The 22,498-nt window shown below is 68.2% G+C and carries 18 protein-coding genes; 9 read left to right on the top strand and 9 right to left on the bottom strand.

The genetic code is table 11. From position 1 onward, the window contains the following. Positions 1 to 90: 90 nt before the first annotated feature. Positions 91 to 4,716, bottom strand: coding sequence for an ATP-dependent helicase (locus ACOQFL_RS00335; protein ID WP_435542059.1), 4,626 nt, complete (start codon positions 4,714 to 4,716; stop codon positions 91 to 93). A gap of 395 nt (positions 4,717 to 5,111) precedes the next feature. Between ACOQFL_RS00335 and ACOQFL_RS00340 the strand changes: the two genes are divergently transcribed. Continuing rightward, positions 5,112 to 5,306 (top strand): DUF3046 domain-containing protein, encoded by a 195-nt coding sequence (locus tag ACOQFL_RS00340; RefSeq protein ID WP_435542060.1) that lies wholly within the window; start codon positions 5,112 to 5,114, stop codon positions 5,304 to 5,306. 32 nt (positions 5,307 to 5,338) lie between these two features. Here the strand turns inward: ACOQFL_RS00340 and ACOQFL_RS00345 are convergent, their stop codons facing one another. Further along, complete coding sequence (locus tag ACOQFL_RS00345; RefSeq protein WP_435542061.1) at positions 5,339 to 6,061, bottom strand: DUF4383 domain-containing protein; 723 nt, start codon at positions 6,059 to 6,061, stop codon at positions 5,339 to 5,341. A 370-nt stretch (positions 6,062 to 6,431) separates the two neighbouring features. On the opposite strand from ACOQFL_RS00345, the gene recA reads away from it, so the two are divergent. From recA to ACOQFL_RS00365, 4 genes are all read left to right on the top strand, one after another. Next, entirely contained in the window at positions 6,432 to 7,508 is a 1,077-nt protein-coding gene (gene recA / locus ACOQFL_RS00350; protein ID WP_435542062.1) for a recombinase RecA, read from the top strand. Positions 7,509 to 7,525: 17 nt separating this feature from the next. Beyond that, the gene (locus tag ACOQFL_RS00355) at positions 7,526 to 8,203 is read left to right on the top strand and encodes a regulatory protein RecX (protein WP_435542063.1); all 678 of its coding nucleotides are present in this window, start codon (positions 7,526 to 7,528) and stop codon (positions 8,201 to 8,203) included. Between the two features lie 146 nt (positions 8,204 to 8,349). Next, positions 8,350 to 9,030, top strand: coding sequence for an HAD family hydrolase (locus ACOQFL_RS00360; protein ID WP_435542064.1), 681 nt, complete (start codon positions 8,350 to 8,352; stop codon positions 9,028 to 9,030). 89 nt (positions 9,031 to 9,119) lie between these two features. Then, positions 9,120 to 10,175: an iron-siderophore ABC transporter substrate-binding protein gene (locus ACOQFL_RS00365; RefSeq protein WP_435542065.1), complete on the top strand. Its 1,056-nt coding sequence runs from the start codon at positions 9,120 to 9,122 to the stop codon at positions 10,173 to 10,175. A 176-nt stretch (positions 10,176 to 10,351) separates the two neighbouring features. On the opposite strand, the gene eda is transcribed toward ACOQFL_RS00365, so the two are convergent. Both eda and edd read right to left on the bottom strand, forming a co-directional pair. After that, positions 10,352 to 10,975 (bottom strand): bifunctional 4-hydroxy-2-oxoglutarate aldolase/2-dehydro-3-deoxy-phosphogluconate aldolase, encoded by a 624-nt coding sequence (eda, locus tag ACOQFL_RS00370; protein ID WP_435542066.1) that lies wholly within the window; start codon positions 10,973 to 10,975, stop codon positions 10,352 to 10,354. Positions 10,976 to 10,997: 22 nt separating this feature from the next. Continuing rightward, entirely contained in the window at positions 10,998 to 12,884 is a 1,887-nt protein-coding gene (gene edd, locus ACOQFL_RS00375) for a phosphogluconate dehydratase (RefSeq protein ID WP_435542067.1), read from the bottom strand. 194 nt (positions 12,885 to 13,078) lie between these two features. On the opposite strand from edd, the gene ACOQFL_RS00380 reads away from it, so the two are divergent. Further along, on the top strand, positions 13,079 to 13,753 hold the full coding sequence (locus ACOQFL_RS00380) for a type 2 periplasmic-binding domain-containing protein (RefSeq protein WP_435542068.1): 675 nt from the start codon (positions 13,079 to 13,081) through the stop codon (positions 13,751 to 13,753). A gap of 141 nt (positions 13,754 to 13,894) precedes the next feature. Here the strand turns inward: ACOQFL_RS00380 and ACOQFL_RS00385 are convergent, their stop codons facing one another. The 4 genes from ACOQFL_RS00385 to ACOQFL_RS00400 all read right to left on the bottom strand — a co-directional run bounded on the left by ACOQFL_RS00385 (position 13,895) and on the right by ACOQFL_RS00400 (position 17,150). Continuing rightward, positions 13,895 to 14,761, bottom strand: a complete 867-nt coding sequence (locus ACOQFL_RS00385; RefSeq protein ID WP_435542069.1) for an amino acid ABC transporter permease — start codon at positions 14,759 to 14,761, stop codon at positions 13,895 to 13,897. Continuing rightward, the gene (locus ACOQFL_RS00390) at positions 14,758 to 15,408 is read right to left on the bottom strand and encodes an amino acid ABC transporter permease (protein WP_092628642.1); all 651 of its coding nucleotides are present in this window, start codon (positions 15,406 to 15,408) and stop codon (positions 14,758 to 14,760) included. Before ACOQFL_RS00390 ends, ACOQFL_RS00385 begins: the two co-directional genes overlap by 4 nt. Positions 15,409 to 15,476: 68 nt before the next feature. After that, positions 15,477 to 16,364 (bottom strand): glutamate ABC transporter substrate-binding protein, encoded by an 888-nt coding sequence (locus ACOQFL_RS00395; RefSeq protein WP_435542070.1) that lies wholly within the window; start codon positions 16,362 to 16,364, stop codon positions 15,477 to 15,479. Positions 16,365 to 16,421: 57 nt separating this feature from the next. Next, on the bottom strand, positions 16,422 to 17,150 hold the full coding sequence (locus tag ACOQFL_RS00400; RefSeq protein WP_435542446.1) for an amino acid ABC transporter ATP-binding protein: 729 nt from the start codon (positions 17,148 to 17,150) through the stop codon (positions 16,422 to 16,424). A gap of 525 nt (positions 17,151 to 17,675) precedes the next feature. Here ACOQFL_RS00400 and miaB point away from each other — a divergent pair. After that, positions 17,676 to 19,160: a tRNA (N6-isopentenyl adenosine(37)-C2)-methylthiotransferase MiaB gene (gene miaB, locus ACOQFL_RS00405; RefSeq protein WP_435542447.1), complete on the top strand. Its 1,485-nt coding sequence runs from the start codon at positions 17,676 to 17,678 to the stop codon at positions 19,158 to 19,160. After that, positions 19,154 to 19,678: an Rv2732c family membrane protein gene (locus ACOQFL_RS00410; protein WP_435542071.1), complete on the top strand. Its 525-nt coding sequence runs from the start codon at positions 19,154 to 19,156 to the stop codon at positions 19,676 to 19,678. Before miaB ends, ACOQFL_RS00410 begins: the two co-directional genes overlap by 7 nt. Positions 19,679 to 19,806: 128 nt before the next feature. On the opposite strand, the gene ACOQFL_RS00415 is transcribed toward ACOQFL_RS00410, so the two are convergent. Then, on the bottom strand, positions 19,807 to 21,129 hold the full coding sequence (locus ACOQFL_RS00415; protein WP_435542072.1) for a DUF349 domain-containing protein: 1,323 nt from the start codon (positions 21,127 to 21,129) through the stop codon (positions 19,807 to 19,809). Positions 21,130 to 21,548: 419 nt separating this feature from the next. Here ACOQFL_RS00415 and miaA point away from each other — a divergent pair, with 419 nt between their 5' ends. Beyond that, positions 21,549 to 22,475 carry a tRNA (adenosine(37)-N6)-dimethylallyltransferase MiaA gene (gene miaA / locus ACOQFL_RS00420; protein WP_435542073.1) on the top strand — a complete coding sequence of 309 codons (927 nt, stop codon included), beginning with the start codon at positions 21,549 to 21,551 and terminating at the stop codon, positions 22,473 to 22,475. Positions 22,476 to 22,498: the final 23 nt, after the last annotated feature.

Consider the following 22,498-nt stretch of genomic DNA (forward strand, 5'->3'; position numbering starts at 1 on the left):
TCGCACCCTAGAGGATTCACCACCGCCCATGCTTCCCGGTGGGGGGATCGACGTCACGGTGGCGCCCTTCGTGCGTGGCTCGCCGCCGATTCAATTCCGCAGGCGCAGTCCCTGCGGAGTGGGCCGGAATCCGGCCGCGACGAGAATTCCCGCCAGCTCGCTGCCGATCGCGCCTTCCCCGTCGGCACGGCGGAACACCAACTGCTCCAGTTCGCCCTCGGCCACCGCTTCGGCCAGCCGTGCGGCCGCGGCGCGCAGTGGCGCCTCCCGCTCGGTGAACGACAGCAGCGACTTGCCTCCCCGTTCGATGTAGAACACCGGCTCCCCGGCGAGGAGCACCACCAGCGCACCGGCTTTGCGTCCCGGCCGGTGCCGGGTGTCCCCGGCCACCTCCGGCCAGGGCAGCGCCGCCCCGTACGGCTGTGCCGGATCCGTCGCGGCGAGCAGCACCGCCCGCTCGTGCTCCTGCTGCCGGGGCGAGCCGTCGAAGTCGCGCAACCGGTCGACGGCCCCGGGTGCCGCGAACTGCGCGGGGCCCAACCCGGCCACCACGTAGCCGCGTCCGCAGCCGCCCGTCTCCTCCATGGTGCGCAGCACCTGGTAGACGGCCGCGAACCCACCCGTGACCCGTTCGATCTCCAGCGAGCCGCGGGTCAGCACGCCGTGGCGCTGCAGGAAGGTCTCGGTGCGCGCGCTCGCGCGGCGGGTGGTCTCCCCCGAAGGGGTCGGCGCCAGTGACCAGCGGCCCGTCACGCTGGGTGGCCCGGAGCCCGTCGTGGCGACCGCCCTGACCGAGGTCGGTCTGGCGTAGCGCCTTCGCGGTGCGCGGCGGGGAGGACTAGTGGCGTGTCGCCCGGAGAGCAGGGCGCGCAGCGGCGCCAGGGTGTCGTTGGTGACCTCACCGGACCAGACCAGGTCCCACAGCGTCGAGACCAGCGTGGCGTCGCTCGGTTCCGTTCCCAAGCGTGGGACGAGCAGTTCGGCGGCCCGGTCGGCCAGTTGGCGGAAGAACAACGCGCCGTCCCCCAGCACCTCCCGGACCGCGTCGTGGGTGTCCGAGTTCTCGTGGCTGCTCACCCGGTCCGGTAGCACCAGATCGGCGATGTCGGACGGTGCCAGCGCCACCCAGCCGTCGTCGCGCGCCAACGGACCGGCTCCGACCCAGACCACCTCACCACCGGTGGTGAGTTCGTCCAGCATGGCCGGTCGATAGCCCGGAACCCGTGCGGGCAGCACCAGTGATTCCAGCGAACCCGCTGTCAGCGGGACCCCGGCCAGCTGTTCGACCACCGCGAGCACGTCCGCGGCGGAACCGTCCCGCCGCGTGCGTACATCGTTCGAGCCCACGCCGTGCCAGACCGGCAGGAACCTGCCCAGCGCCGCCGGTTCGGCCGGTTCGATCTCGGAACGGAGCTTGGCCAACGAGACACGTCGTAGCCTGCGCAACACCTCGGCGTCGCAGTACTCCGCGCCGCCGTCACCGCCCGCCTCCACTGGACGCAGTGCACCCCGCACCAACCGGCCGGAGTTCCGCAGTCGCTCCAGGACTTCCGCGACCACCGCCGTCCCGAGCCCGAACCGCTCCGCGAGCGTGGCGACACGGAAGGGCCCACGAGACCTCGCGAACCGCGACACCAGTTCCCCCAACGGATCCTCGACCCGTTCGGTGAACACCTCGGGCACACGGTCGGGCAGCGCCACGCCCAGTCCGTCCCGGACCCTGCCCGCGTCCTCGACGGCGATCCACCTAGCTTCGCCCGCGATACGGACCAGCAGCGCACGCTGCTGTCGCGCCAGATCGGCGAGCCACTCCCGCCGGATGCCCCGCGCCGCTGCCTCGGCCTCGGCGAGATCGCCCAGCACCCGCAGCATGTCCGCCGTGTCCTCCGGACCACGGGCGTGCCGTCGTCGGTCCAGCCGCTGCAGCCCGTTCTCCGTCTCGACAACGCTCTCGGCGTCCAGCAGCTCCCGCATCTCCTCCGAGCCGAGCAGTTCGGCCAGCAGTGCGGTGTCCAGACTCAGCGCCGCCGATCTGCGTTCGGCGAGCGGAGCGTCCGACTCGTACAGGAACATCCCGGCATAGCCGAACAGCAGGCTCCGCGCGAAGGGGGACGGGCCGGTGGTGGACACCTCGACCACCCGGATGCGGTGTCGGGCTATCTCCGACATCAGCTCACGCAGTCCGGCCACGTCGTAGACGTCGCGCAGACACTCCCGCATCGCCTCCAGCACGATCGGGAAGCGCTCGTAACGCGCGGCAACCTCCAACAGCCGGGTGGCACGTTGTCGCTGCTGCCACAGCGGAGCGCGGCGTCCCGGGTCCCTGCGAGGTAGCAGCAGTGCTCGTCCCGCGCATTCCCGGAATCGGGAGGCGAACAGTGCCGAACCGGCTATCGAGTCGGTGACCAGCTGCTCCACCTCATCCGGGGCGAGCACGACATCCTCGGCGTTCGGCACCACCTCGGCCCCGGAGTCGTCGAGCGCGTCGCCGACGCGCAGCACGATTCCCTCGTCGGCGGAAACCGGTCGAACGTCCGAGACCCCGCGTTCGCGCAGTCGTGTGCCCAGCGCCAGGGCCCACGGCGCGTTGACCCGCTCGCCGAACGGGGAGTGCACCACTATCCGCCAGTCGCCGAGCTCGTCCCTGAACCGCTCCACCACGATCGTGCGATCGTCCGGTACGTGGCCGGTCGCCGCCCGCTGCTCCTCCAGGTAAGCCAGCAGGTTCTCCCGCGCCGGGCGGTCCAGGCCCGCCTCGTGGGTGCGCTCGTGAGCCTCTTCGGGAGTGGCCGAGGAGATCTCGCGGAGAAAACCACCAACCGCACGGCCCAGCTCCACGGGGCGGCCCGTCGAGTCGCCCTTCCAGAACGGCATCCGCGCGGGGGTGCCCGGAGCCGGGGTCACGATCACCCGGTCGTGAGTGATCTCGGAGATCCGCCAGGAGGAGGTGCCCAGCAGAAAAGTATCCCCGACCCGGGACTCGTGGACCATCTCCTCGTCCAGCTCGCCGACCCGCTTCCGGCCGGAACCCCCCGTGGAATCGGCGGTTCGCGTGACCACTGTGAACAGTCCCCGGTCCGGGATGGTGCCGCCGGAGGTTACGGCCAGCCGCTGCGTGTCGGGACGGGCACGCAGTTCGTCGGTGGTCCTGTCCCATACGATCCTGGCTCGCAATTCGCCGAACTCCTCGCTCGGATAGCGCCCCGCGAGCATGTCCAGCACCGAGCGGAGCGCCGAGTCGGATAGCCCGGCGAACGGTGCCGACCGCCGCAGCAGCGTGGCGAGCTCCTCCACTCCGCGGACATCCATGGCCACCGCGGCCACGATCTGCTGTGCCACTACGTCCAGCGGGTTGCGAGGTACCGACAGTGCCTCGATCGCTCCCGAACGAAGCCGTTCCGCCACCACCGCGCATCCGACGAGGTCACCGCGGAACTTGGGGAAAACGATCCCTCGAGAGGGTTCGCCGACCCGGTGGCCGCCCCGCCCGATTCGCTGCGTCCCCGAGGCGACGCTGGGTGGCGTCTCGAGCTGTACGACCAGATCCACCGCACCCATGTCGATGCCCAGTTCCAGCGAGGAAGTGGCCACCACGCACGGCAACCCGCCCGATTTGAGTTCTTCTTCGACCGACGTGCGCTGCTGCTTGGACATCGAACCGTGATGCGCACGCGCCACGACCGCTGTCACCCCGCTGGTGACGCCCGAGGCCCCCACGGCCTCGGCGGGAAACGACCGGGGAGTGTCCGGTGGTCTCGTGCCGTCCCGGGTGGTCGTGCTTGCCCCGGCGTCCGGATCGCGCTCCGCGGCGAGTTCGTTGAGGCCCGATGTCAGCCGTTCGGCCAGTCGCCGCGAATTGGTGAACACGATCGTGGAGCGATGCTGTCGCACCAGTTCCAGGATCCGTTCCCGCAGCGCCGGCCAGACGGAGACCGCGCGTCCACCCGGGCCGTCCGCTTCGGTGCTCCCCGACGCGGGATGGGCCATGTTCTCCACCGGAGCCCGCACCGAAACGTCGACCTGTTTCGGTTCGGGCGGGTGGACCACGCGGACCGGCCTGCCTCCCGCCAGGAACTCGCTCGCCTCGTCGACGGGCCGCACCGTGGCGGAGAGCCCGATCCGCTGTGCCGGACCGGGCAACAACTCGTCCAACCTGTCCAGCGAGACCGCCAGATGCGCGCCGCGCTTGTCGCCCGCCATCGCGTGCACCTCGTCCACGATGACCGTCTCCACGCCGCGCAACGCCTCCCGTGCGCTCGAGGTCAGCAGCAGGAACAGCGACTCCGGGGTTGTGACCAGGATGTCGGTCGGACGCCGTCCGAACGCTCGTCGTTCGTCGGTGGGAGTGTCACCGGTGCGGGTGGCCACGGCGACATCCGTGATCTCCTCGCCCAGCCGGTGGGCCTCCCGTTCGATTCCCGCGAGCGGGGCGCGCAGGTTGCGGCGCACGTCCGCGACGAGTGCCTTCATCGGCGAGACGTACAGCACCCGACACCGACGTTTCGGGTCTTCCGGCGGGGCGGTGTGGGTCAGCCGGTCCAGGGCGGCCAGGAACGCGGCCAGCGTCTTGCCCGAGCCGGTCGGCGCGATCACCAGGGTGTGCTGTCCGGAGGTGATCTCCCGCCATGCCTCCGCCTGCGAGGGGGTGGGGGCCTCGAACGTCTCGCGGAACCACCCCCGTGTGGGCGGCGAGAACCGTTCCAGTGGATCCGTCACGGTTCCATGCTGGGGTCAATGTCCGACACGCGCGCCCGATGAGCAGTGTCTCGTCGAAGGAACATCGCCTCGTCCGATTCGCCGGTGTAGCTCGCCCGGCGGAGGTTCCCGCCCGCTGCCGCGGGGTGCGCGGGGCCGGTTACTCGGGGTTCGGAGCGGTGCTCCCCACGCACCGTGGAACCCGTTCGGTGCGCACGGCACCACCTTCGTCGTCAGCGTCCCCGCTGATTCCACAGCCTGCGCAGCAACAGGATCACTATGATCAGCAACATGGCGGCCAGCGCCACCTGCCCCCATACCGAGGACAATCCGGTCAGTTCGGCCTGCGACATGGCACCAGCCTATCCGGCGGACGCGGAGCTCCCCATCCGTACGGGACCCGTAGCCTGGTCAGGATGCGTTACACGGTTTTGCGGCGGCGAATGGCCGAGGAGTTCGGCGAGGTCCGAGCCGACACGCTGGCCAGGGACCACGTGCTGGCGGCGTTGGGTGAGCGCACCGTCAATCAGGCCCTGGAAGCCGGCTGGGAGCCCAAGCGGGTCTGGTCGGTACTCTGCGACAGCTTCGAGGTGCCAGGCGGCAGGCGCTGAGCGGGCTCAATACCCGGACGGGAGGACTCCCGTCAGCCGCCGGAGCCGGTCTCTTCCGTTCCTGTCCCGGAGGATTTGCGTTCGTTCCGCAGTGCCTGCTGGATGTGGGCGTAGTGCTCGTAGGCGCGTTGCCGCTCCGCCCTCGCCAGGCGCAGCGTCTCCGCCCGAACCAACTGCTCCTGCTCCGGCGTGGCGTGTCCCTCGCCAAGAGCCATCTCCGCGTCGGCCAGCGGTTTCAGCTCGGCGGCTCGGTGCTCCTCCGCGTCGCGTTGTGCGGGGACCTCGCCCTCCGGTGGTTCCCGGTGCCGGTAGAGCACGAACGGATTGTCCTCGGGCAGCCCGCCACTGACCCGGCCGTACAACCCGACGAACAACAGCAGCATGCCCGCTATCAGGCTGAACACCACGTTCTGCATCTCGAACGCGAGCAGGTTCCACCCGGTTTCGAGCACGGCGAGGTTGGCCAGGCCGGACAGCAGGAACAACGCGCCGATCGTCGCGGTGACCGTCGATGCCAGCGGCCCTCCGATCGCGGCCGCCGCGATCAGCAGCGCACCCACCACCACGGAGATCAGCGAAAGCAGGCCATTGGTGTTCAGCCCCAGTACCTGCTGACCGCTGGTCGAGAAGAACCCGAGGTTGTTGGTGAATCCGAGTACGCCGAAGGCGATCAGTGCGCCGCCGAAGGCCGCGGCCCCGCCCCGGTAGACCTTGCTCAGCCAGTGTGTCGGCGGCAGATAACGATCGATGCGCATCCGGCCACCTCCTGACGCCCGTCGTGCGGGCCGTAGTGGTCGTTCGTCCAGCCGGGTGGACCCCGGGGTGAGCTCCGGGAAAGCCGCCGGTTTGGGTTTTCGGCCCGGGTGCTCGGTGCGACTTCCCGCGGTGTGCCCGCCGGAATGACTCCAGTGTCCCCCGGGAGAGCGACAGATCGCACCTGATCAACAGGGAGAGACCGTGGCCGGGACGGTGTGTCGACGAGCTTTCGAACATTAGTTCGGTTAGAATGGGTCCACAGCCGGGCAGGTTGTCCACGGATGCGTGGACCCGGAGCCGGAATGTCGGCCCTGACCCGTAGCGTCGGCCCTGAGACCACGACCTTCGAACCGACCGAGGTGGACCCCGATGGCAGCAGCATCCGACAAGGGTGGCGACAAGAGCAACGACAAGAACAAGGCTCTTGAACTGGCCATTGCCCAGATCGACAAGCAGTTCGGCAAGGGATCGGTGATGCGGCTGGGCGAGGACAACCGCCCGGCGGTGGAGGCGATCCCCAGCGGCTCGATCGCGCTGGACATCGCGCTCGGCATCGGTGGGTTGCCGCGCGGACGCGTCGTCGAGATCTACGGTCCCGAGAGCAGTGGTAAGACCTCGGTCGCCCTGCACGCGGTGGCCAACGCTCAGAAAGGGGGCGGAACGGCGGCGTTCATCGACGCCGAGCACGCCCTGGACCCCGAGTACGCCAAGGCGATCGGTGTGGACACCGACTCGCTGCTGGTTTCCCAGCCCGACACGGGCGAGCAGGCGCTGGAGATCGCCGACATGCTGATCCGATCCAATGCGCTGGACATAATCGCCATCGACTCGGTCGCCGCCCTGGTGCCCAAGGCCGAGATCGAGGGGGAGATGGGTGACAGTCACGTGGGGCTGCAGGCGCGGCTGATGAGTCAGGCGCTGCGTAAGCTGACCTCCGCGCTGTACACCTCGCAGACCACCGCGGTGTTCATCAACCAGCTTCGCGAGAAGGTCGGCGTCATGTTCGGCTCGCCGGAGACGACCACCGGTGGTAAGGCGCTGAAGTTCTACGCCTCGGTGCGGTTGGACGTACGGCGCATCGAGACGCTCAAGGACGGTTCCGACGCGGTCGGCAACCGCACCAGGGTCAAGGTGGTCAAGAACAAGGTCAGCCCGCCGTTCAAGCAGGCCGAGTTCGACATCATCTACGGACAGGGCATCAGCCGCGAGGGCTCGTTGATCGACATGGGAGTCGAGCACGGCTTCGTGCGCAAGTCCGGCGCCTGGTACACCTACGAGGGCGATCAGCTCGGCCAGGGCAAGGAGAACGCGCGCAAGTTTCTGCGGGACAACCCGGACGTGGCCAACGAGATCGAGAAGCGGATCAAGGAGAAGATGGGCATCGGACCGGGCGCGGGTGCCGACACGGCCGAGCAGCAGAGTGAACCCGCCCCCGTCGACTTCTGAGCGGAGTGGTGACTTCCTTGACCGAGACCGAATCCGCCGCGGACGAGACCGTGCCTCCCGCTGACGGGGCGTCGAGTCCGGTTGCGAGGTCGGCCGCCGAGATCTCCGAAGTGGCCCCGGACGACACCGCGGCGGCGCCGGAGGGCACTGCGGCGGACTCGGACGACACCACCGGTGAACCCGGTGACGAGCGAACGGCACGCGAGACCGTCTACCGGTTGCTCGCGATCCGGGCACGCAGCCGGGCGGAGCTGCTGCGTGCCCTGCTGCGTGGCGGGGTGGCCCCGGAAACGGCAGAGGCCGTGCTCGACAAGTTCGTGGCGGCCGGGTTGGTCGACGACGCCGCCTTCGCCGCGGATTGGGTACGCGGTCGTCACCGGCAGCGGGGACTGGGGCGCGGTGCGCTCCGGGAGGAACTCCGGGAAAAGGGGATCGACGAGGAGACCGCCGCCGAGGCGCTGCACGAGGTGGACACCGATGCCGAAGTGGAACGTGCCCGCGAGCTGGTACGGCGCAAATCGCGCGGTATGACCGGTGTCGAGCCGCGTGCCAGGATGCGCCGACTGTTGGGGATGCTCGCGCGCAAGGGCTACGGTCAGGCGTTGGCCTTCCGAGTGGTGCGGGAGGAACTGGAGGCGGCCGATTCGGAAATGTCCACACCGGACGACGAGCTGTGGCTCGAACCGGAGGACTGACACCACACAGCGGTATTCGCGTCTCCCGAAGCCGTAGTTCCGGACTCGACGGTCACTTTTCCTCCGAGTGTTCGATGGTGCCCGCTCGCCAACGGTTCGGGGGAGATCTCGACTCGAAGCCCAGTGGGCAACGATAGGCTCCGCCGGTGAGCGGATCGAGTGAACTGCCGCCGACGCGGCACATCGTCTGGGACTGGAACGGCACACTGCTCGCGGACAACGAGGCCGTGGTGGCCTCGGTCAACGCGGTCTGCGAGGCATACGACGCCGAACCGGTCGATCTCCCCGGCTGGCGCGCCGTGTTCGGCAGGCCACTGCGCGACTCCTACGAGCGAGTGCTGGGACGCGAGATCGATCAGCGGGACTGGCGGACCATTGATCGTATCTATCACGACGCCTACCGGCGGTTGCTGCACACCTGCGAACTCGACCCCGAGGCACCGCACGTGTTGCGGGACTGGCGGGATCGGGGCGGCAGCCAGTCGCTGTTGTCCATGTTCTTCCACGACGAGTTGGTGCCGCTGGTCGACCGTTTCGGACTCAGTTCGGTGTTCGGCCGGATAGACGGGTTGCGCGATTCGGAGGTCGGCGGTTCCAAGGCGGCGTATCTGGACGCGCACCTGCGCTCGTTACGGCTGGAGCCGTCCGAGGCGGTGCTCATCGGCGACGTTACCGACGACGCCCGTGCCGCCGCGGAGGTCGGGGCGGAGTGCGTGCTGGTGAGTACCGGCGTCATGTCGAGATCGGCGCTGGAAAGCACGGGGCGTTCCGTTGCCGACTCGCTGCGTGCCGCTGTGTCCCGAATCACCCCGACGATGGCGCGGTGATCCCGTACGCCGGGTGGGGCGCTCTTGAACCTGGCATTTCGTTTTGTTTAGGCTAACCTAAACGTCGACTCCGGTAGTTGAGGTACGCAATGCCACGCGACAAGTCCGGCCCCACCCGTTCCGAGATCAGCCGCAGAGGTCTGCTCGGTGGTGCGGGGTTATTACTCCTCACGGCCTGTGCTCCCGGCAACGGGGGCGGTTCCGGCTCGGGATCCGGTTCCGGCTCGGGTGCTTTCCCGGTAAGCATCGAGCACAAGCACGGAACCACCGAGATCACCGAGCGTCCCGAACGAGTCGTCACCGTGGGGATGACCGATCAGGACACCGTTCTCGCGCTCGGTACCGCCCCGGTGGCCACCCGCGAGTGGTTCGGCGGCAAGGAGGGCGCGCTGTGGCCCTGGGCCCGGGAGAAACTGGGCGATCGCGAGGTGCCCGAGGTGCTGGCGAGGCAGGAGCTGGAGTTCGAACGGATCGCGGCACTGGAACCGGACGTGATCATCGGCCTCAACTCCGGTCTGACGAAGCAGCAGTACGACAAGCTCTCCGCGATCGCCCCCACGGTTGCCCAGCCCGGCGAGTACGCCGATTACGGTGTGCCCTGGCAGGACATGACCAGGACTGTCGGCAGGATCCTGGACCACAGGGAGAAGGCGGAGCAACTCGTCACCGACATCGAAGCCAGATTCGAGCGGGCCCGTTCGCAACATCCGGCGTTCGACGGGGCCACAGGGTTGTTGGCCGCGTCCATGAGTGGGAAGGCATGGGTCTACGCCGAAGGACCGGCTCCTCGATTCCTGCGCACACTCGGGCTTCGGATGCCCTCCGCGACCGAGGATCTGTTCTCCGGTGAGAGCCGGGAAGCCAAGCAGCTCAGTAAGGAACGTTTCGAGTTGCTCGAAGCCGACGTGCTGGTGCTGGGGGTTTACGGTGCCCCGGAGGACAGCATCGCTCGTGAAGGGGTTTACCAGCAGCTCGACGTCGTCGAGCAGGGCCGGGACATCACCATGCGGCGGCAGAGCACGCTCAACGGGGCGGTGACCTTCTCCAGTCCGCTCAGCCTGCCCATAGCGCTCGACGGTCTGGTGCCACGCATGGCGGCGGCGATCGACGGTGATCCGAGTACCAAGGTGCGGCCGGTCGAGTGATCGCGGTCCGCTCGGCCCCGGAACGGACACTGCCGGCGCGTGCGGGGCCGCCTCCGGAGGCACCCGCCGCCCGTACCGGCGTACATTTCGCGCGAAATCGACGCACGTGGGGCCACGCCGCCGTACTTGGTGGCGTCAATTTCGCGCGAAATCGACGTCGCCCGCGCAGCGCCCGATCAGCCCAGCGCGACCGCCTGGCGAGCCAGGGCCTCGATATGGCCCCAGTCACCCTTGGTCAGCGCTTCCTTCGGGGCGAGCCAGGAGCCGCCGACACAGCGCACGTTCGGCAGCGCCAGGTAGCGTCCGGCATTGTCCGGGGTGACTCCTCCGGTCGGGCAGAAGGAGAGATCTGGCAGCGGGCTGCTCAGCGACTTGAGGTACGGCACCCCGCCCGCGGGCTCGGCCGGGAAGAACTTCAGCGCCCGCATGCCGCGCTCGGCCAGTCGCAGCGCTTCCGAAACGGTGCTGACTCCCGGCAGCGCGGGCAGCTCGGTATCGGCCACCTCGTCCAGCAGCCGGTCGGTGGTACCCGGCGTCACCAGGTAACCCGCTCCGGCACGGGCCGCTTCCTTGGCCTGCCCCGGCTGGGTGATCGTCCCCGCTCCCACGGTGATGCCCTCGACCTCACCGTTGATCCGCTCGATCGCCTCCAGTGCGACCGGGGTGCGGAGGGTGACTTCGATGGTTCGGATACCGCCGCGCTGCAACGCCTGGGCGAGCGGGACGGCGTGGGCCGCGTCGTCGAGTACGACGACGGGGATGACCGGGCTGATATCGAGGATGTCGGTTGCGGCTCGCATCGTGGAATCCGTTCGTGCTGGCTCAGGCGGAGACTTCGTCGCGGGACTGCTGTTGTGCCTGTGGCTGTTGCGCCTGCGTCTGCTGTTCCGGTGTGGGGAAGACGCTGGCACCCTGGTCGGCCCTGCCGACAGCCTGCCGGAAGGTGGCGAACAGTTCGCGTCCCGTGCCGAACTGGTGCAGTGCCGCCGGGGCGGCGGGCTCTCGCGAGGCGAGCTCCTCGTCGGGGACCAGCACCTCCAGAGTGCCCTGTTCACCGTCGACCCGGAGCATGTCACCGTCGCGGAGTCTCGCCAACGGGCCCCCCGTGCTGGCCTCGGGGGTCACCTGGATGGCGGAGGGGATCTTGCCGGAGGCACCGGACATGCGGCCGTCGGTGACCAGCGCCACCTGGTGGCCCCGATCCTGCAGCACACCGAGGCCGGGGCTGAGCCCGTGCAGCTCGGGCATTCCGTTGGCCTGTGGCCCCTGGTTGCGCACCACCACCACGACGTCGCGGTTGAGTTCGTCGGCCTGGAACGCGGCCTTGAACTGCTCCTGGTCGTCGAATATCCGTGCCTGGGCAGTCACGGAGCGGTGCTGCTGCTTGACGGCCGAGACCTTCATAACCGAGCGCCCCAGGTTGCCCTCGAGCACCCGCAGGCCGCCCTCGGTGTCGAACGGGTCGGAGACGCCGCGCAACACGCTGGTGTCCAGACTCCGACCGGGGCCTTCCCGCCAGACCAATTCACCGTCCTCCAGGAAGGGCTGTTCGCGGTAGCGCTCCAGCCCGTCACCGGCGACGGTTCGCACGTCCGGGTGCACCAGTCCCGCATCGAGCAGTTCGGAGACCAGGGTCTGCACCCCGCCCGCTGCCGTGAAGTGGTTGATGTCGGCGGAGCCGTTGGGGTAGACGCTGCCCAGCAGCGGCACCACCGAGGAAAGATCGGAGAAATCGTCCCAGGTCAGTTGGATTCCCGCGGCCGAGGCCACGGCGGGCAGGTGCATCGTGTGGTTGGTGGAACCGCCGGTGGCCAGCAGCGCCACGACACCGTTGACGATGGCGCGCTCGTCGATGATCTCCCCGATCGAAGGGGCTTCCTCGGACTTCGCGGCCCGGACCGCGTTCCTGGCCGCTTCCTCGGTCAGCGCCCTGCGCAGCGGTGTTCCCGGCGGAACGAAGGTGGAGCCAGGCAGGTGCAGCCCCATCATCTCCACGACGAGCTGATTGGAGTTCGCCGTGCCGTAGAACGTGCAGGTGCCGGGGGAGTGGTAGGAGGCGGCCTCGGCCTCCAGCAGTTCCTCCCTGGTGGCCTTGCCCTCCGCGAACAGCTGCCTGATCCGGCTCTTCTCCCCGTTGGGGAGTCCGGAGGGCATCGGACCGGCCGGTACCAGGGTGATCGGCAGGTGCCCGAAGGTCAGTCCGCCGATCAGCAGTCCGGGCACGATCTTGTCGCAGATCCCCAGCAGCAGCGCGGAGTCGAACATCTCGTGCGACAGCGCCACACCGGTCGCCATCGCGATCACGTCGCGGGAGAACATGGACAGTTCCATCCCGTCGCGTCCCTGCGTGATGCCGTCGCACATGGCGGGAACGCCGCCCGCGAACTGCGCGACGCCGCCCTCGTGGCGGGCGGCCTCCTTGATCCAGTCCGGGAACTCCGCGTAGGGCTTGTGCGCGGACAGCATGTCGTTGTACGCCGAAACGATCGCCACGCCCGGACGTACGAGGCCTTTCACGGACTCGCGATCGGTGCCGCTGATGGCGGCGAAACCGTGGGCGAGGTTACTGCAGGCCATGTTCGCCCTGGCGGGCTCGGTGTGTTTCGCGGCGCGAAGCCGTTCCAGGTACTCGCGGCGCGTCGTGGAGCTGCGCTCGGCGATACGCTCGGTAACTTCGCGGATTACTGGATGCACACTTGTCGGTGTCACTCATCGCCTCCCGGTGCGTACGGGGGTGCGGTACGGACGGGCGACGACATTGGCGCCTCGATTGGTATGAACCGATTGCGGACTTTATCCGGTGTTAACCGTGTATCACAACCGATCCAGTCGGCCCCGAGCCTACAGCAATGTTCTCCGAGGCAGGTGGACACCGAGTGACGAACGGGACGAGGATTACGGGCATGTGGCTACGAGCGGTTCCCCGTGCGGTGCTCGGACTGGTTTTCGTGTCGCTATTTTCGGCCTGTGCGAGCACCGACGGTGAGCGGGGAGCCGCGGTGCTTCCGCCCGAGCAGCGCAGTGCGGAGTCCTCCGTCGGTGCGGAGCCCTCCATCGGTGCGGGGACCTCGGCGACGCCCCCGAGCGAGGGCGCGCGGCTGCCGGGTTCGCCCGCCCTCTCCGAGATCCGTCGACGCGGTGAGTTGCTCGTGGGCGTTCCCGCCGACGCGGCTGACTTCCTGCGCCGGACCGACGGGGAATACCGCGGTTTCGACGCCCGGATGGCCGGTCTGCTGGCCGAAGGGGTGGGGCTGGAGTCCCGGTCCGACGTCGCGTTCCGTAGACTGCCCGACTCGCTGCGGACCGGAGCCCTCTCACGTGGCAGCGTGGATGTGCTGCTGGGCGGGTTCGACCGGAAGGCGACCGGGGTGACCGTGGTGGCTCCCTATGTCGTCACCGGCCCCGAGGGCCGGCCGGTGGAACGGCTGGTCGGGGTCGCCGAGGGCGACGCGAGGTTCCGTGATCGGTTGCGTGCGGTGCTCCACGCCGCGATCGACGACGGGCGCTGGGCGGAGGCGGCGGACAAGACGCTGCGCGACAGGCGTCCCGAAGCTCGGGCCCCCGAGCTGTCCGGATGAAACGTTCGTCGGCGATCTCCCGTGGTTCGCACGGGCCGGTAGATCCGACGGATTCCGCCACCCCGCCGGTGCCGCGGAGCGATCGTCGCCCGTGGGGCACGGCCGCGGCCGTGCCCCACCGGTCCTCCGGTCGGAATCGGCTCAGTCCCCGGTGGCGGCGGCGCTTTCCGGCTCCGCGGTCGCCGATGACTTGCGACCACGGCTCAACCTGCGCTCGGTGTACACCGCGAGCTTGCTCAGCGTGTAGTTGATGACGATGAAGATCAACGCGATGAACAGGTACAGCTGGATGGGATTGCCGAGGTTCTCGATGGCCGTCTCACCCCGCTGCACGAACTCGGGATAGCTGATCGTGAAACCGAGCGAGGTGTCCTTGAGAACCACCACCAGCTGGCTGATCAGCGCGGGCAGCATGGCCCGGAACGCCTGCGGCAGCAGCACGTTGAACATGACCTGGCCGCGGCGCATCCCCACGGCGTAGGCCGCCTCGCTCTGCCCCTTGGGCAGTGAGTCGATCCCCGCACGCACGATCTCGGCGATGATCACGCAGTTGTACGCGGTCAGCCCGATGACCAGCGACCACATCACCGGCAGGTCCAGACCCATCACCGGCAGCGCCTGGTAGGCGAAGAAGATCAGCACGACCACCGGGGTGCCGCGCAGCAGCTCGATCACCCCGACCACGGCCCAGCGGTACCAAGCCGCGGCCGTCACCCTGGTCAACGCGAGGATCGTGCCGATCACCAGTGAGAACAGGATGGACCAACCGGCCGCCAGCAGGGTGTTGCCCAACCCCTTGCCGAGCAGGGTCCACAGTGGCGTGAAGCTCTCGTTGGTGGGGTCGATCAGCGGACCCCACTTCTCGTAGGTGAACTCACCGCCCTGAGCCAGTCGGTAGATCACCCAGCCGAAGACGGCGAGCAGTACGAGACCGGTGATCACGCTCGCGTAGCGGGCGCGGAGCTTGGCACGTGGTCCGGGAGCCTCGTAGAGCACGGAGTCGCTCATCGTGCGATCGCCACCTTCCGTTCCACGTAACCCAGCAGCAGTCCGGCCGGGATGGTGATGATCAGATAGCCCAGCGCCACACCCAGCAACACCGGGATGATCTCCTCACCCTGGGCGGAGGACTGTCGGATCCCCACCGCGTAGAGATCGCCCCCGATTCCGAACGCCCCCGCGATCGCGGAGTTCTTGATCATCGCGATCATCACGCTGCCCAGCGGGGGGATGATGCTGCGCACCGCCTGCGGCAGGATCACCAGCCGCAGGGTCTGCCCGAAACCGAGTCCCACGGAGCGAGCGGCCTCCGCCTGACCCGGGGAGACGGCGTTGATGCCGCTGCGGATCGCCTCGCAGACGAATGCCGAGGTGTACAGCGCGAGTCCGATGGTGCCGAACACGAAGTACGAGGCGTTGATCCCCAGCGCCGGGATGCCGAACGCCATGAAGAACAGCACCACGGCCAGCGGACAGTTCCGGAACACCGTCACCCAGGCGGTGCCGAACGCACGCAGCGGGGTGAGCGGGGCGACGCGGCAACCCGCGATGAACGTGCCCACCACCAGGGTCAGCAGTCCCGCGTAGAGGCAGATCTGCAGCGTCGTGCCCAGCCCCCGCAGATACAGATGATAGTTGTCGATAAGGACTTGCACGTTTCACTCCAGCGAGCTGAAAGGGGGCACCGGGATCGCCGGTGCCCCCTCACACAGACGGATGAGGCTCAGCCGCAGGACTGCAGCTCGGGCAGTTCCGGTGTCTTCTCCGAAACCTGGCCCGCGCTGGAGTTCCAGGCCTCCTGGTAGGTGCCGTTCTCGGCGGCGGTCCGCAGGCTGTCGTTGATGAACTGGCAGAAGTCCACATCGCCCTTGACGATCCCGACGCCGTAGGGCTCCTCGCTGAAGGTGTTGCCGACCACCTTGAACTGGTTCTCGTTCTCGCTGACCAGGCCCATCAGGATCGAGTTGTCCGTGGTGACCGCCTGCGCCTGGCCGTTGCGCAGCGCGTCCGCGCACTTCGAGTAGGTGTCGAACAACACCAGCCGGGAGGAGTCGACGTACTCGCGGATCCGCTCGGAAGGCGTGGAGCCCCTGGCCGAGCACACCTTGGCGTCGCTGTCGCGCAGCGACTCCGGACCGGTGATCGAGTTGTTGTCCTGCTTGACCATCAGGTCCTGACCGGCCTCGTAGTACGGCCCGGCGAAGGTGACCCGCTCGGCGCGTTTGTCGTTGATCGTGTAAGTGGCCACGACCATGTCGACCTTGCCCTGTTCGAGATACAGCTCGCGGTTCTTGCTCGGGGTTTCCTTCCAGTTGATCTTGTCAGCCGGAATGCCGAGCTTGCCCGCGATGATCTCGCCGATGGCGACGTCGAAACCCTGCATCTCGCCGTTGAGGTTCTCCAACCCGAACAACGGCTGGTCCTTCTTGGTCCCGATGGTGATCTCGCCGGAGTCGGCGTATTCGGCCATCGTGGTGCCCTGCTCGAACGAGGGGTTCTCGGCGACGGGGGCGGAGAAGCCCTCTTCGGAGCTCGAACCGCTGCCACAGGCGCTGAGCAGCAGGCCCATCGAGGCCGCGATCGCCGCGGCGGTCAGCTTGCCGTTACGCATGGGTGTCCCTTCCAGTGGTGGTCTTGGAACCGATCGACGTCCGGGAGTGAACCGGACCTAGTGAGTGAGGATCTTGCCGAGGAAATCCTTGGCGCGATCCGACTCGGGCGAGTCGAAGAAGGTCTCGGGGGAGGTGTCCTCGACGACCTCACCGTCGGCCATGAACAGCACCCGGTGTGCGGCGCGGCGGGCGAATCCCATCTCGTGACTGACCACCAGCATCGTCATGCCCTCTTCGGCGAGCCCCGCCATCACTTCGAGCACCTCGTTGACCATCTCCGGGTCCAGTGCCGAGGTCGGCTCGTCGAAGAGCATCACCTTGGGGCGCATGGCCAGTGCCCGTGCGATCGCCGCGCGCTGTTGTTGCCCGCCGGAGAGCTGTGCGGGGTACTTCTCCGCCTGGTCGGCGATCCCCACCCGGCGCAGCAGCCGCATGCCCTCTTCGCGCGCCTCGTCCTTGCCGAGCTTTCGGACCTTGATCGGCCCCAGCGTGACGTTGTCGATGATGCTCTTGTGCGCGAACAGGTTGAACTGCTGGAACACCATCCCGACATCGGCCCTGAGTTCGGCCAGCTCGCGCCCCTCCTCGGGGAGCGGTACTCCGTCGACGGCGACAGCGCCCGAATCGATCGTTTCCAGCCGGTTGAGTACTCGGCAGAGGGTGGACTTGCCCGAACCGGAGGGTCCGAGAACCACCACGACCTGACCACGGGGGATTTCAAGGTTGATGTCCTTGAGCACGTGCAGTGACCCGAAGTACTTGTCGACCGCGGACACCCGGATCATCGGCGTATCCGTGGAAACTTCGGTCATTCGATCTCCAGATCGGTCGGAAACGGCGGACACGATGAAGGCAACCTAAGGTGCATGGGCCGCTGAGTCCAGCGCCGATCGATTGACTGATGTTGCGACTCGATTACATTCACCGTTTTCGGGGTGTTGTTCGCGGTGCCGAACGCGTCGGCGGTTCGACACGTCACGGACCGTGTCCACGCTCCGTGAGCGGGGGATCGCTCCGGTGCGGCACGAAACTCGTCCGGAGGGAGCGCTGCGTCCGGCCGGTTCCGGCCTCGCTCCCGGTTCACAGCTGTCTATTCGACGCGTCGATGCGGGGTGCGGCAGCGAGCAGCGGCGGTTCCTCGCCCGGGGGCGAGCGCGTCCCGAGCTCGCCACCAATGTCCGACGAGCAGCACCGCGAAGCCGATGACCTGGACCATGATGCCGGTTCCCCACGGACGACGACCCTGGTTCCCGTACCACGAATGAGTGCTTTCCACCAGGGGATATGGTGGGAGCGTGACGGACAAGCGGGTGCCTCAGTCATTCGAAGTGCGCACGTATGGCTGCCAGATGAACGTGCACGACTCCGAGCGGTTGTCCGGGGTGCTGGAAGAAGCCGGTTACGTGCGGGAGGCGGGCGACGACACCGCCGATCTGGTCGTGTTCAACACGTGCGCGGTACGGGAGAACGCCGACAACCGGCTCTACGGAAACCTCGGACGGTTGCGTGCTGCCAAGCGGGAGAACCCCGGCATGCAGATCGCGGTGGGGGGATGCCTGGCGCAGAAGGATCGTGGCGAGATAGTTCGGCGTGCGCCCTGGGTGGACGTCGTCTTCGGCACGCACAACCTGGGCTCGTTGCCGACGTTGCTCGAACGAGCCAGGCACAACCAGGAAGCCGAAGTGGAGATCCTGGAGTCGCTGGACCAGTTCCCCTCCACGCTGCCCGCTCGTCGCGAGTCCGCCTACTCCGGGTGGGTCTCGGTCTCGGTCGGTTGCAACAACACCTGCACCTTCTGCATCGTTCCCTCGCTGCGCGGCAAGGAGAAGGACCGTCGCCCCGGCGACGTGTTGGCCGAGGTGGGCGCGCTCGCCTCCGAGGGGGTTCTCGAAGTCACCCTGCTCGGACAGAACGTCAACGCCTACGGCGTCGAGTTCGGCGACCGCTACGCCTTTGGGAAACTGCTGCGCTCCTGCGGCGAGATCGAGGGGCTGGAGCGGGTGCGTTTCACCTCACCGCATCCCCGTGACTTCACCGACGACGTCATCGACGCGATGGCCGAAACTCCCAACGTGTGTCCCCAGCTGCACATGCCGCTGCAGTCCGGCTCCGACCGCATGCTCAAGGCGATGCGCCGCTCCTATCGTGCCGAGCGTTTCCTCAACATCGTGCACAAGGTGCGCGAGGCCATGCCGCACGCGGCGATCACCACCGACATCATCGTCGGGTTCCCCGGGGAGACCGAGGAGGACTTCGAGGCGACGCTCGACGTGGTGCGCAGGGCACGATTCGCCAGCGCCTTCACCTTCCAGTACTCCAAACGGCCGGGCACTCCCGCCGCGGAGATGGAGGGGCAGCTGCCCAAGGAGGTCGTGCAGCAGCGCTACGACCGACTGATCGAGCTGCAGAACGAGATCTCGCTGGAGGCCAACCAGCAACTGGTGGGGAGCGAGGTCGAGCTGCTGGTCGCCGAGGGCGAGGGGCGCAAGAACGCGCACACCGAGCGCAGGTCGGGCCGTGCCAGGGACGGGCGGCTGGTGCACTTCACGCCGGAGGGGGACACGGACGGTGAACTCCGTCCCGGTGATCTCGTGCACACCACGATCAGCAGGGCGGCGCCCCACCACCTGCTCGCGGACGGTGGTGTGCACCGACACCGTCGTACCGTGGCCGGTGATCGCTGGGAAGCCGGACAACGTCCCAAGACCTCGGGAGTCGGTCTCGGTCTGCCCTCGTTCGGCGCTCCGAGCACCGCGAGCAACGACAGCACCGCCGGGCAGGGGTGCGGATGTTGAGCGAGAATTCCGGTGCCGGGCAACCACGTTCCGATGGAGACGAGCCAGTGGACCAGGGCGACCAGCAGCGGTTCCGTACCGAGTTGTCCCACGCCGAGCGGGACATCGGCCGTGTGATCGATCCCGGCGTGCGGGCGCTGGTCATCACCGGGATCATGCTGGTTCTCGTGCTGACCGCGGTGTTGCCGTGGGTCGGCGGTGCCCCGGGTTGGCAGATCCTGGCCGGGCAGGCGGATCCGGCGCTTGGCATCGGTCTGCTGCCCCGGCTGTTCTCCATCAACTCCGCCATCGCGGGAGTGCTTCTCGGGGCCCTGGCCCTGGCCACGCGTCGGTGGGCGATCGCATGGCTGGCGGCGATGTTCTGCTGCGTGGTCACGGTGGAGGGAGTCATCGCCATCTGGTCCAGGCAGACGGCCGAGGCCGGCGAGCCGGGTCCCTCGTTCGGGTTGGTCATCGCGGTGATCGCGATGGGCGTGCTGGCCGGCCAGTGGCTGCGGATCGTCTGGTCCCGCGCCTGACCCTCGTGGCCCGTGGTTCTTCGCGGTGATGGCTCGGCGGCACCGATCGGCGGGCACCGACGTCGTCCGTTTCCCGGCACGGGAACGCGGCCGACTACGCTGCGCCCGCCGATCGGTTCAACCGACACTCAGCGGTCCGTCAGGGCGTTCTCCGCTGCGGTGAGCCACTCCTGCCACTGCTGCGCCTGCTGCTCGGCCTCCTTGGCACGTTTCTCGTTGCCCGCCGAGCGTGCCTTGGCGGCCTGCTGCTCGTACTGCTCCACCCGCTCGCGGAACTGTTCGACCCTGGCCTGGGCCTCCGGGTCGGTGCGACGCCATTCGTGCTGGGAAGCCGAGCGCACCCGGTCGTTGACCGCGCGCAGCCTGCCCTCGAGTTCGCGGATGCGTTCCCGGGGGACCTTGCCGATCTCGTCCCAGCGTCGCTGAATGCGCTGCAACTGGCTCTGGGCGGCGTTCGGGTCCGCGTCGGCGTCGATCCGCTCCGCCTCGGCCAACAGCTCCTCCTTGAGCCTGGCGTTCTCGGCGAACTCGGCGTCGCGCTCGGCGAACGCCTCGGAACGGCGGGAGAAGAACTTGTCCTGCGCGGCCCGGAAACGCTTCCACAGGGCTTCGTCACTGTCCTTGGGCGCGCGCCCCACCGCCTTCCACTCGCTCATCAACTGCTTGTAGCGGTCCGCCGTGGGACCCCAGTCGGTGGATTCGGTCAGTGACTCGGCCTCGTCGGCCAGCTCCTGTTTGCGTTCCTTGGCGGCGTTGCGCTGCCGGTCCAGTTCCGCGAAATGCGCCCCCCGGCGGCGGTTGAAAGCGTCACGGGCCTTGGTGAATCGCTTCCAGAGCTGCTCGTCGGTCTTGCGGTCGACGCCCCGGACGCTCTTCCACTCCTCGAAGATGGCACGCAGCCTGTCGCCCGCGGCTTTCCAGTTGGTGGCCTCCGCCCCGATCTGTTCCGCCTCTTCGACCAGCGCTTCCTTGCGTGCCACCGCATCGGCGCGTGCCTTCTCCCGCTCGGCCTTGGCCTGCTCCACCGCGTGCTCGGCGCGCGTCACGATGTGTTCCAGCCGTACGGCCAGCGAGTCGACATCGCCGACCACGGAGGCCTCGGGGAGCCCGTCACGCAGATGTTTGGCGCTGGACAACGCCTGTTTCGGATCTCCCGAGCCCGAGGAGAGACGTGTCTCCAGCAACTCGGCCTCGGTGCGGAGATCGTCGAACCTCCGGGCGAAATGAGCCAGTCCTTCGTCGGCGTCTCCCGCCTGCCACGATCCGACGAACCGTTCTCCCCCGGAGGTTCGTACGTAAACCTCCCCCTCGGAGTCGACCCGGCCCCAGCGCGCCGGATCGCCGGAAGCGATCGGTACCGCGGGTGCGGCGCCACGTCCCGAACCGCTCGTTGTCGAGTCCGCGGCCGCCGACGCGTCGGCGGTGTTCGGCGTCGTGTCCTGGTCTGTCATGGCCGGCTTCCTCCTTCTGCCCGCTCAGTGCTCGTGCGGAGCACGAGCGCCCCGTCGTCGGACGGGGCCGAAGCACCCGGCGACACGCGTCGGATATGTCGCCGTCGGCGCATTCAAACAGCCCGGGCGCGTGTCGACCAGCCCGAGACCGCCGAAACCGTCGGTTCCCGGTATCGACACTGCCGGTGCGGACCGAGCGGAACGCACACCGGGTTCGAAAGAAACCCCTGGTCCGCACGGGCCGACAGCGCCGCTGACGGCTTTCGTCATGAATGTGCCTCTACCACGATATTGGACGGCACCACCCTGTTGACGGTAGGAAGGCCTTTTCCCGACTACCGCGTGTCGAGCACGCGTGCGTGCCGAGCGGATCGGGTGTGCCGCTGCTTCGGCTGTGGGAAGCACCCTAGGCTGGAGGAATGCCCGCCACCACGCCACGCCCGGTGGCCGTTCTCGGCCCCACCGCCACCGGCAAGTCCGAACTGGCGCTGCGACTGGCCGAACGGCTGGGCGGTGAAATAGTCAACGTCGACGCGATGCAGCTGTACCGCGGGATGGACATCGGTACCGCCAAGCTCCCGCCGGAGCGGCGACGCGGCGTCCCGCACCATCAACTGGACGTCCTCGATGTCACCGAGACGGCCTCGGTGGCCGCCTATCAGCGGCACGCCAGGGCCGATGTGGAACGGCTGCTGGGGTCCGGGGTCCCGTCGGTGCTGGTCGGCGGTTCCGGACTCTACGCACAGGCGGTGCTGGACGAGCTGAACTTCCCGGGAACCGACCCGGTAGTGCGGCAGCGCTGGCAACAGCGGCTGAGCCTGATCGGCCCCGAAGCGCTGCACCGTGAACTCGCCGAGCTCGATCCACCCGCGGCGGAGTCGATATCGCCCGCCAACGGCAGGCGAGTGGTTCGCGCGATGGAGGTGATCGAGATCACCGGACGTCGCTTCTCGGCCAATCTTCCCGAACCCGGACCGCCTCGTTACGACACCCTGCTCGTGGGGCTGGACCGTTCCGTGCCCGAACTCGACACCAGGGTCAACGCGCGAGTGGCCGAGATGTTCGACGAGGGGCTGGTCGACGAGGTTCGTGCGTTGGAGAACCGCGGGCTGCGGGAGGGCCGCACCGCCTCCAGGGCGCTGGGGTACCAGCAGGTACTGGCCGAGCTGGACGAGGCGGCTGACATGACGGCTGCCGCTGCCGAGACCGCGCGGGCCACCCGACGGTTCGTGCGGCGGCAGCGTTCCTGGTTCCGCAGGGACAAGCGCATCAACTGGTTCGACGCGGCACGGACCGACACCGTGCCGGAGGTTCTTCGACTCCTGGACCGTGCCGTCGCGGGGTGAGTGAGCGTTGGCGGCCGTTGCGG

The organism is Actinopolyspora sabaoui (genome assembly GCF_051225635.1).
Classification (GTDB): Bacteria; Actinomycetota; Actinomycetes; order Mycobacteriales; family Pseudonocardiaceae; genus Actinopolyspora.

Bases quoted from the DNA above. Each gene is read 5' to 3' on its own strand.
- ACOQFL_RS00385 (WP_435542069.1), bottom strand. From the start codon at position 14,761: ATGAGCGACTCCGTGCTCTACGAGGCTCCCGGACCACGTGCCAAGCTC.
- miaA (WP_435542073.1), top strand. From the start codon at position 21,549: ATGCCCGCCACCACGCCACGCCCGGTGGCCGTTCTCGGCCCCACCGCC.
- ACOQFL_RS00415 (WP_435542072.1), bottom strand. From the start codon at position 21,129: ATGACAGACCAGGACACGACGCCGAACACCGCCGACGCGTCGGCGGCC.
- eda (WP_435542066.1), bottom strand. From the start codon at position 10,975: ATGCGAGCCGCAACCGACATCCTCGATATCAGCCCGGTCATCCCCGTC.
- ACOQFL_RS00395 (WP_435542070.1), bottom strand. From the start codon at position 16,364: ATGCGTAACGGCAAGCTGACCGCCGCGGCGATCGCGGCCTCGATGGGC.
- ACOQFL_RS00380 (WP_435542068.1), top strand. From the start codon at position 13,079: ATGTGGCTACGAGCGGTTCCCCGTGCGGTGCTCGGACTGGTTTTCGTG.
- ACOQFL_RS00410 (WP_435542071.1), top strand. From the start codon at position 19,154: ATGTTGAGCGAGAATTCCGGTGCCGGGCAACCACGTTCCGATGGAGAC.
- ACOQFL_RS00400 (WP_435542446.1), bottom strand. From the start codon at position 17,150: ATGATCCGGGTGTCCGCGGTCGACAAGTACTTCGGGTCACTGCACGTG.
- ACOQFL_RS00365 (WP_435542065.1), top strand. From the start codon at position 9,120: ATGCCACGCGACAAGTCCGGCCCCACCCGTTCCGAGATCAGCCGCAGA.
- ACOQFL_RS00340 (WP_435542060.1), top strand. From the start codon at position 5,112: ATGCGTTACACGGTTTTGCGGCGGCGAATGGCCGAGGAGTTCGGCGAG.
- recA (WP_435542062.1), top strand. From the start codon at position 6,432: ATGGCAGCAGCATCCGACAAGGGTGGCGACAAGAGCAACGACAAGAAC.
- ACOQFL_RS00345 (WP_435542061.1), bottom strand. From the start codon at position 6,061: ATGCGCATCGATCGTTATCTGCCGCCGACACACTGGCTGAGCAAGGTC.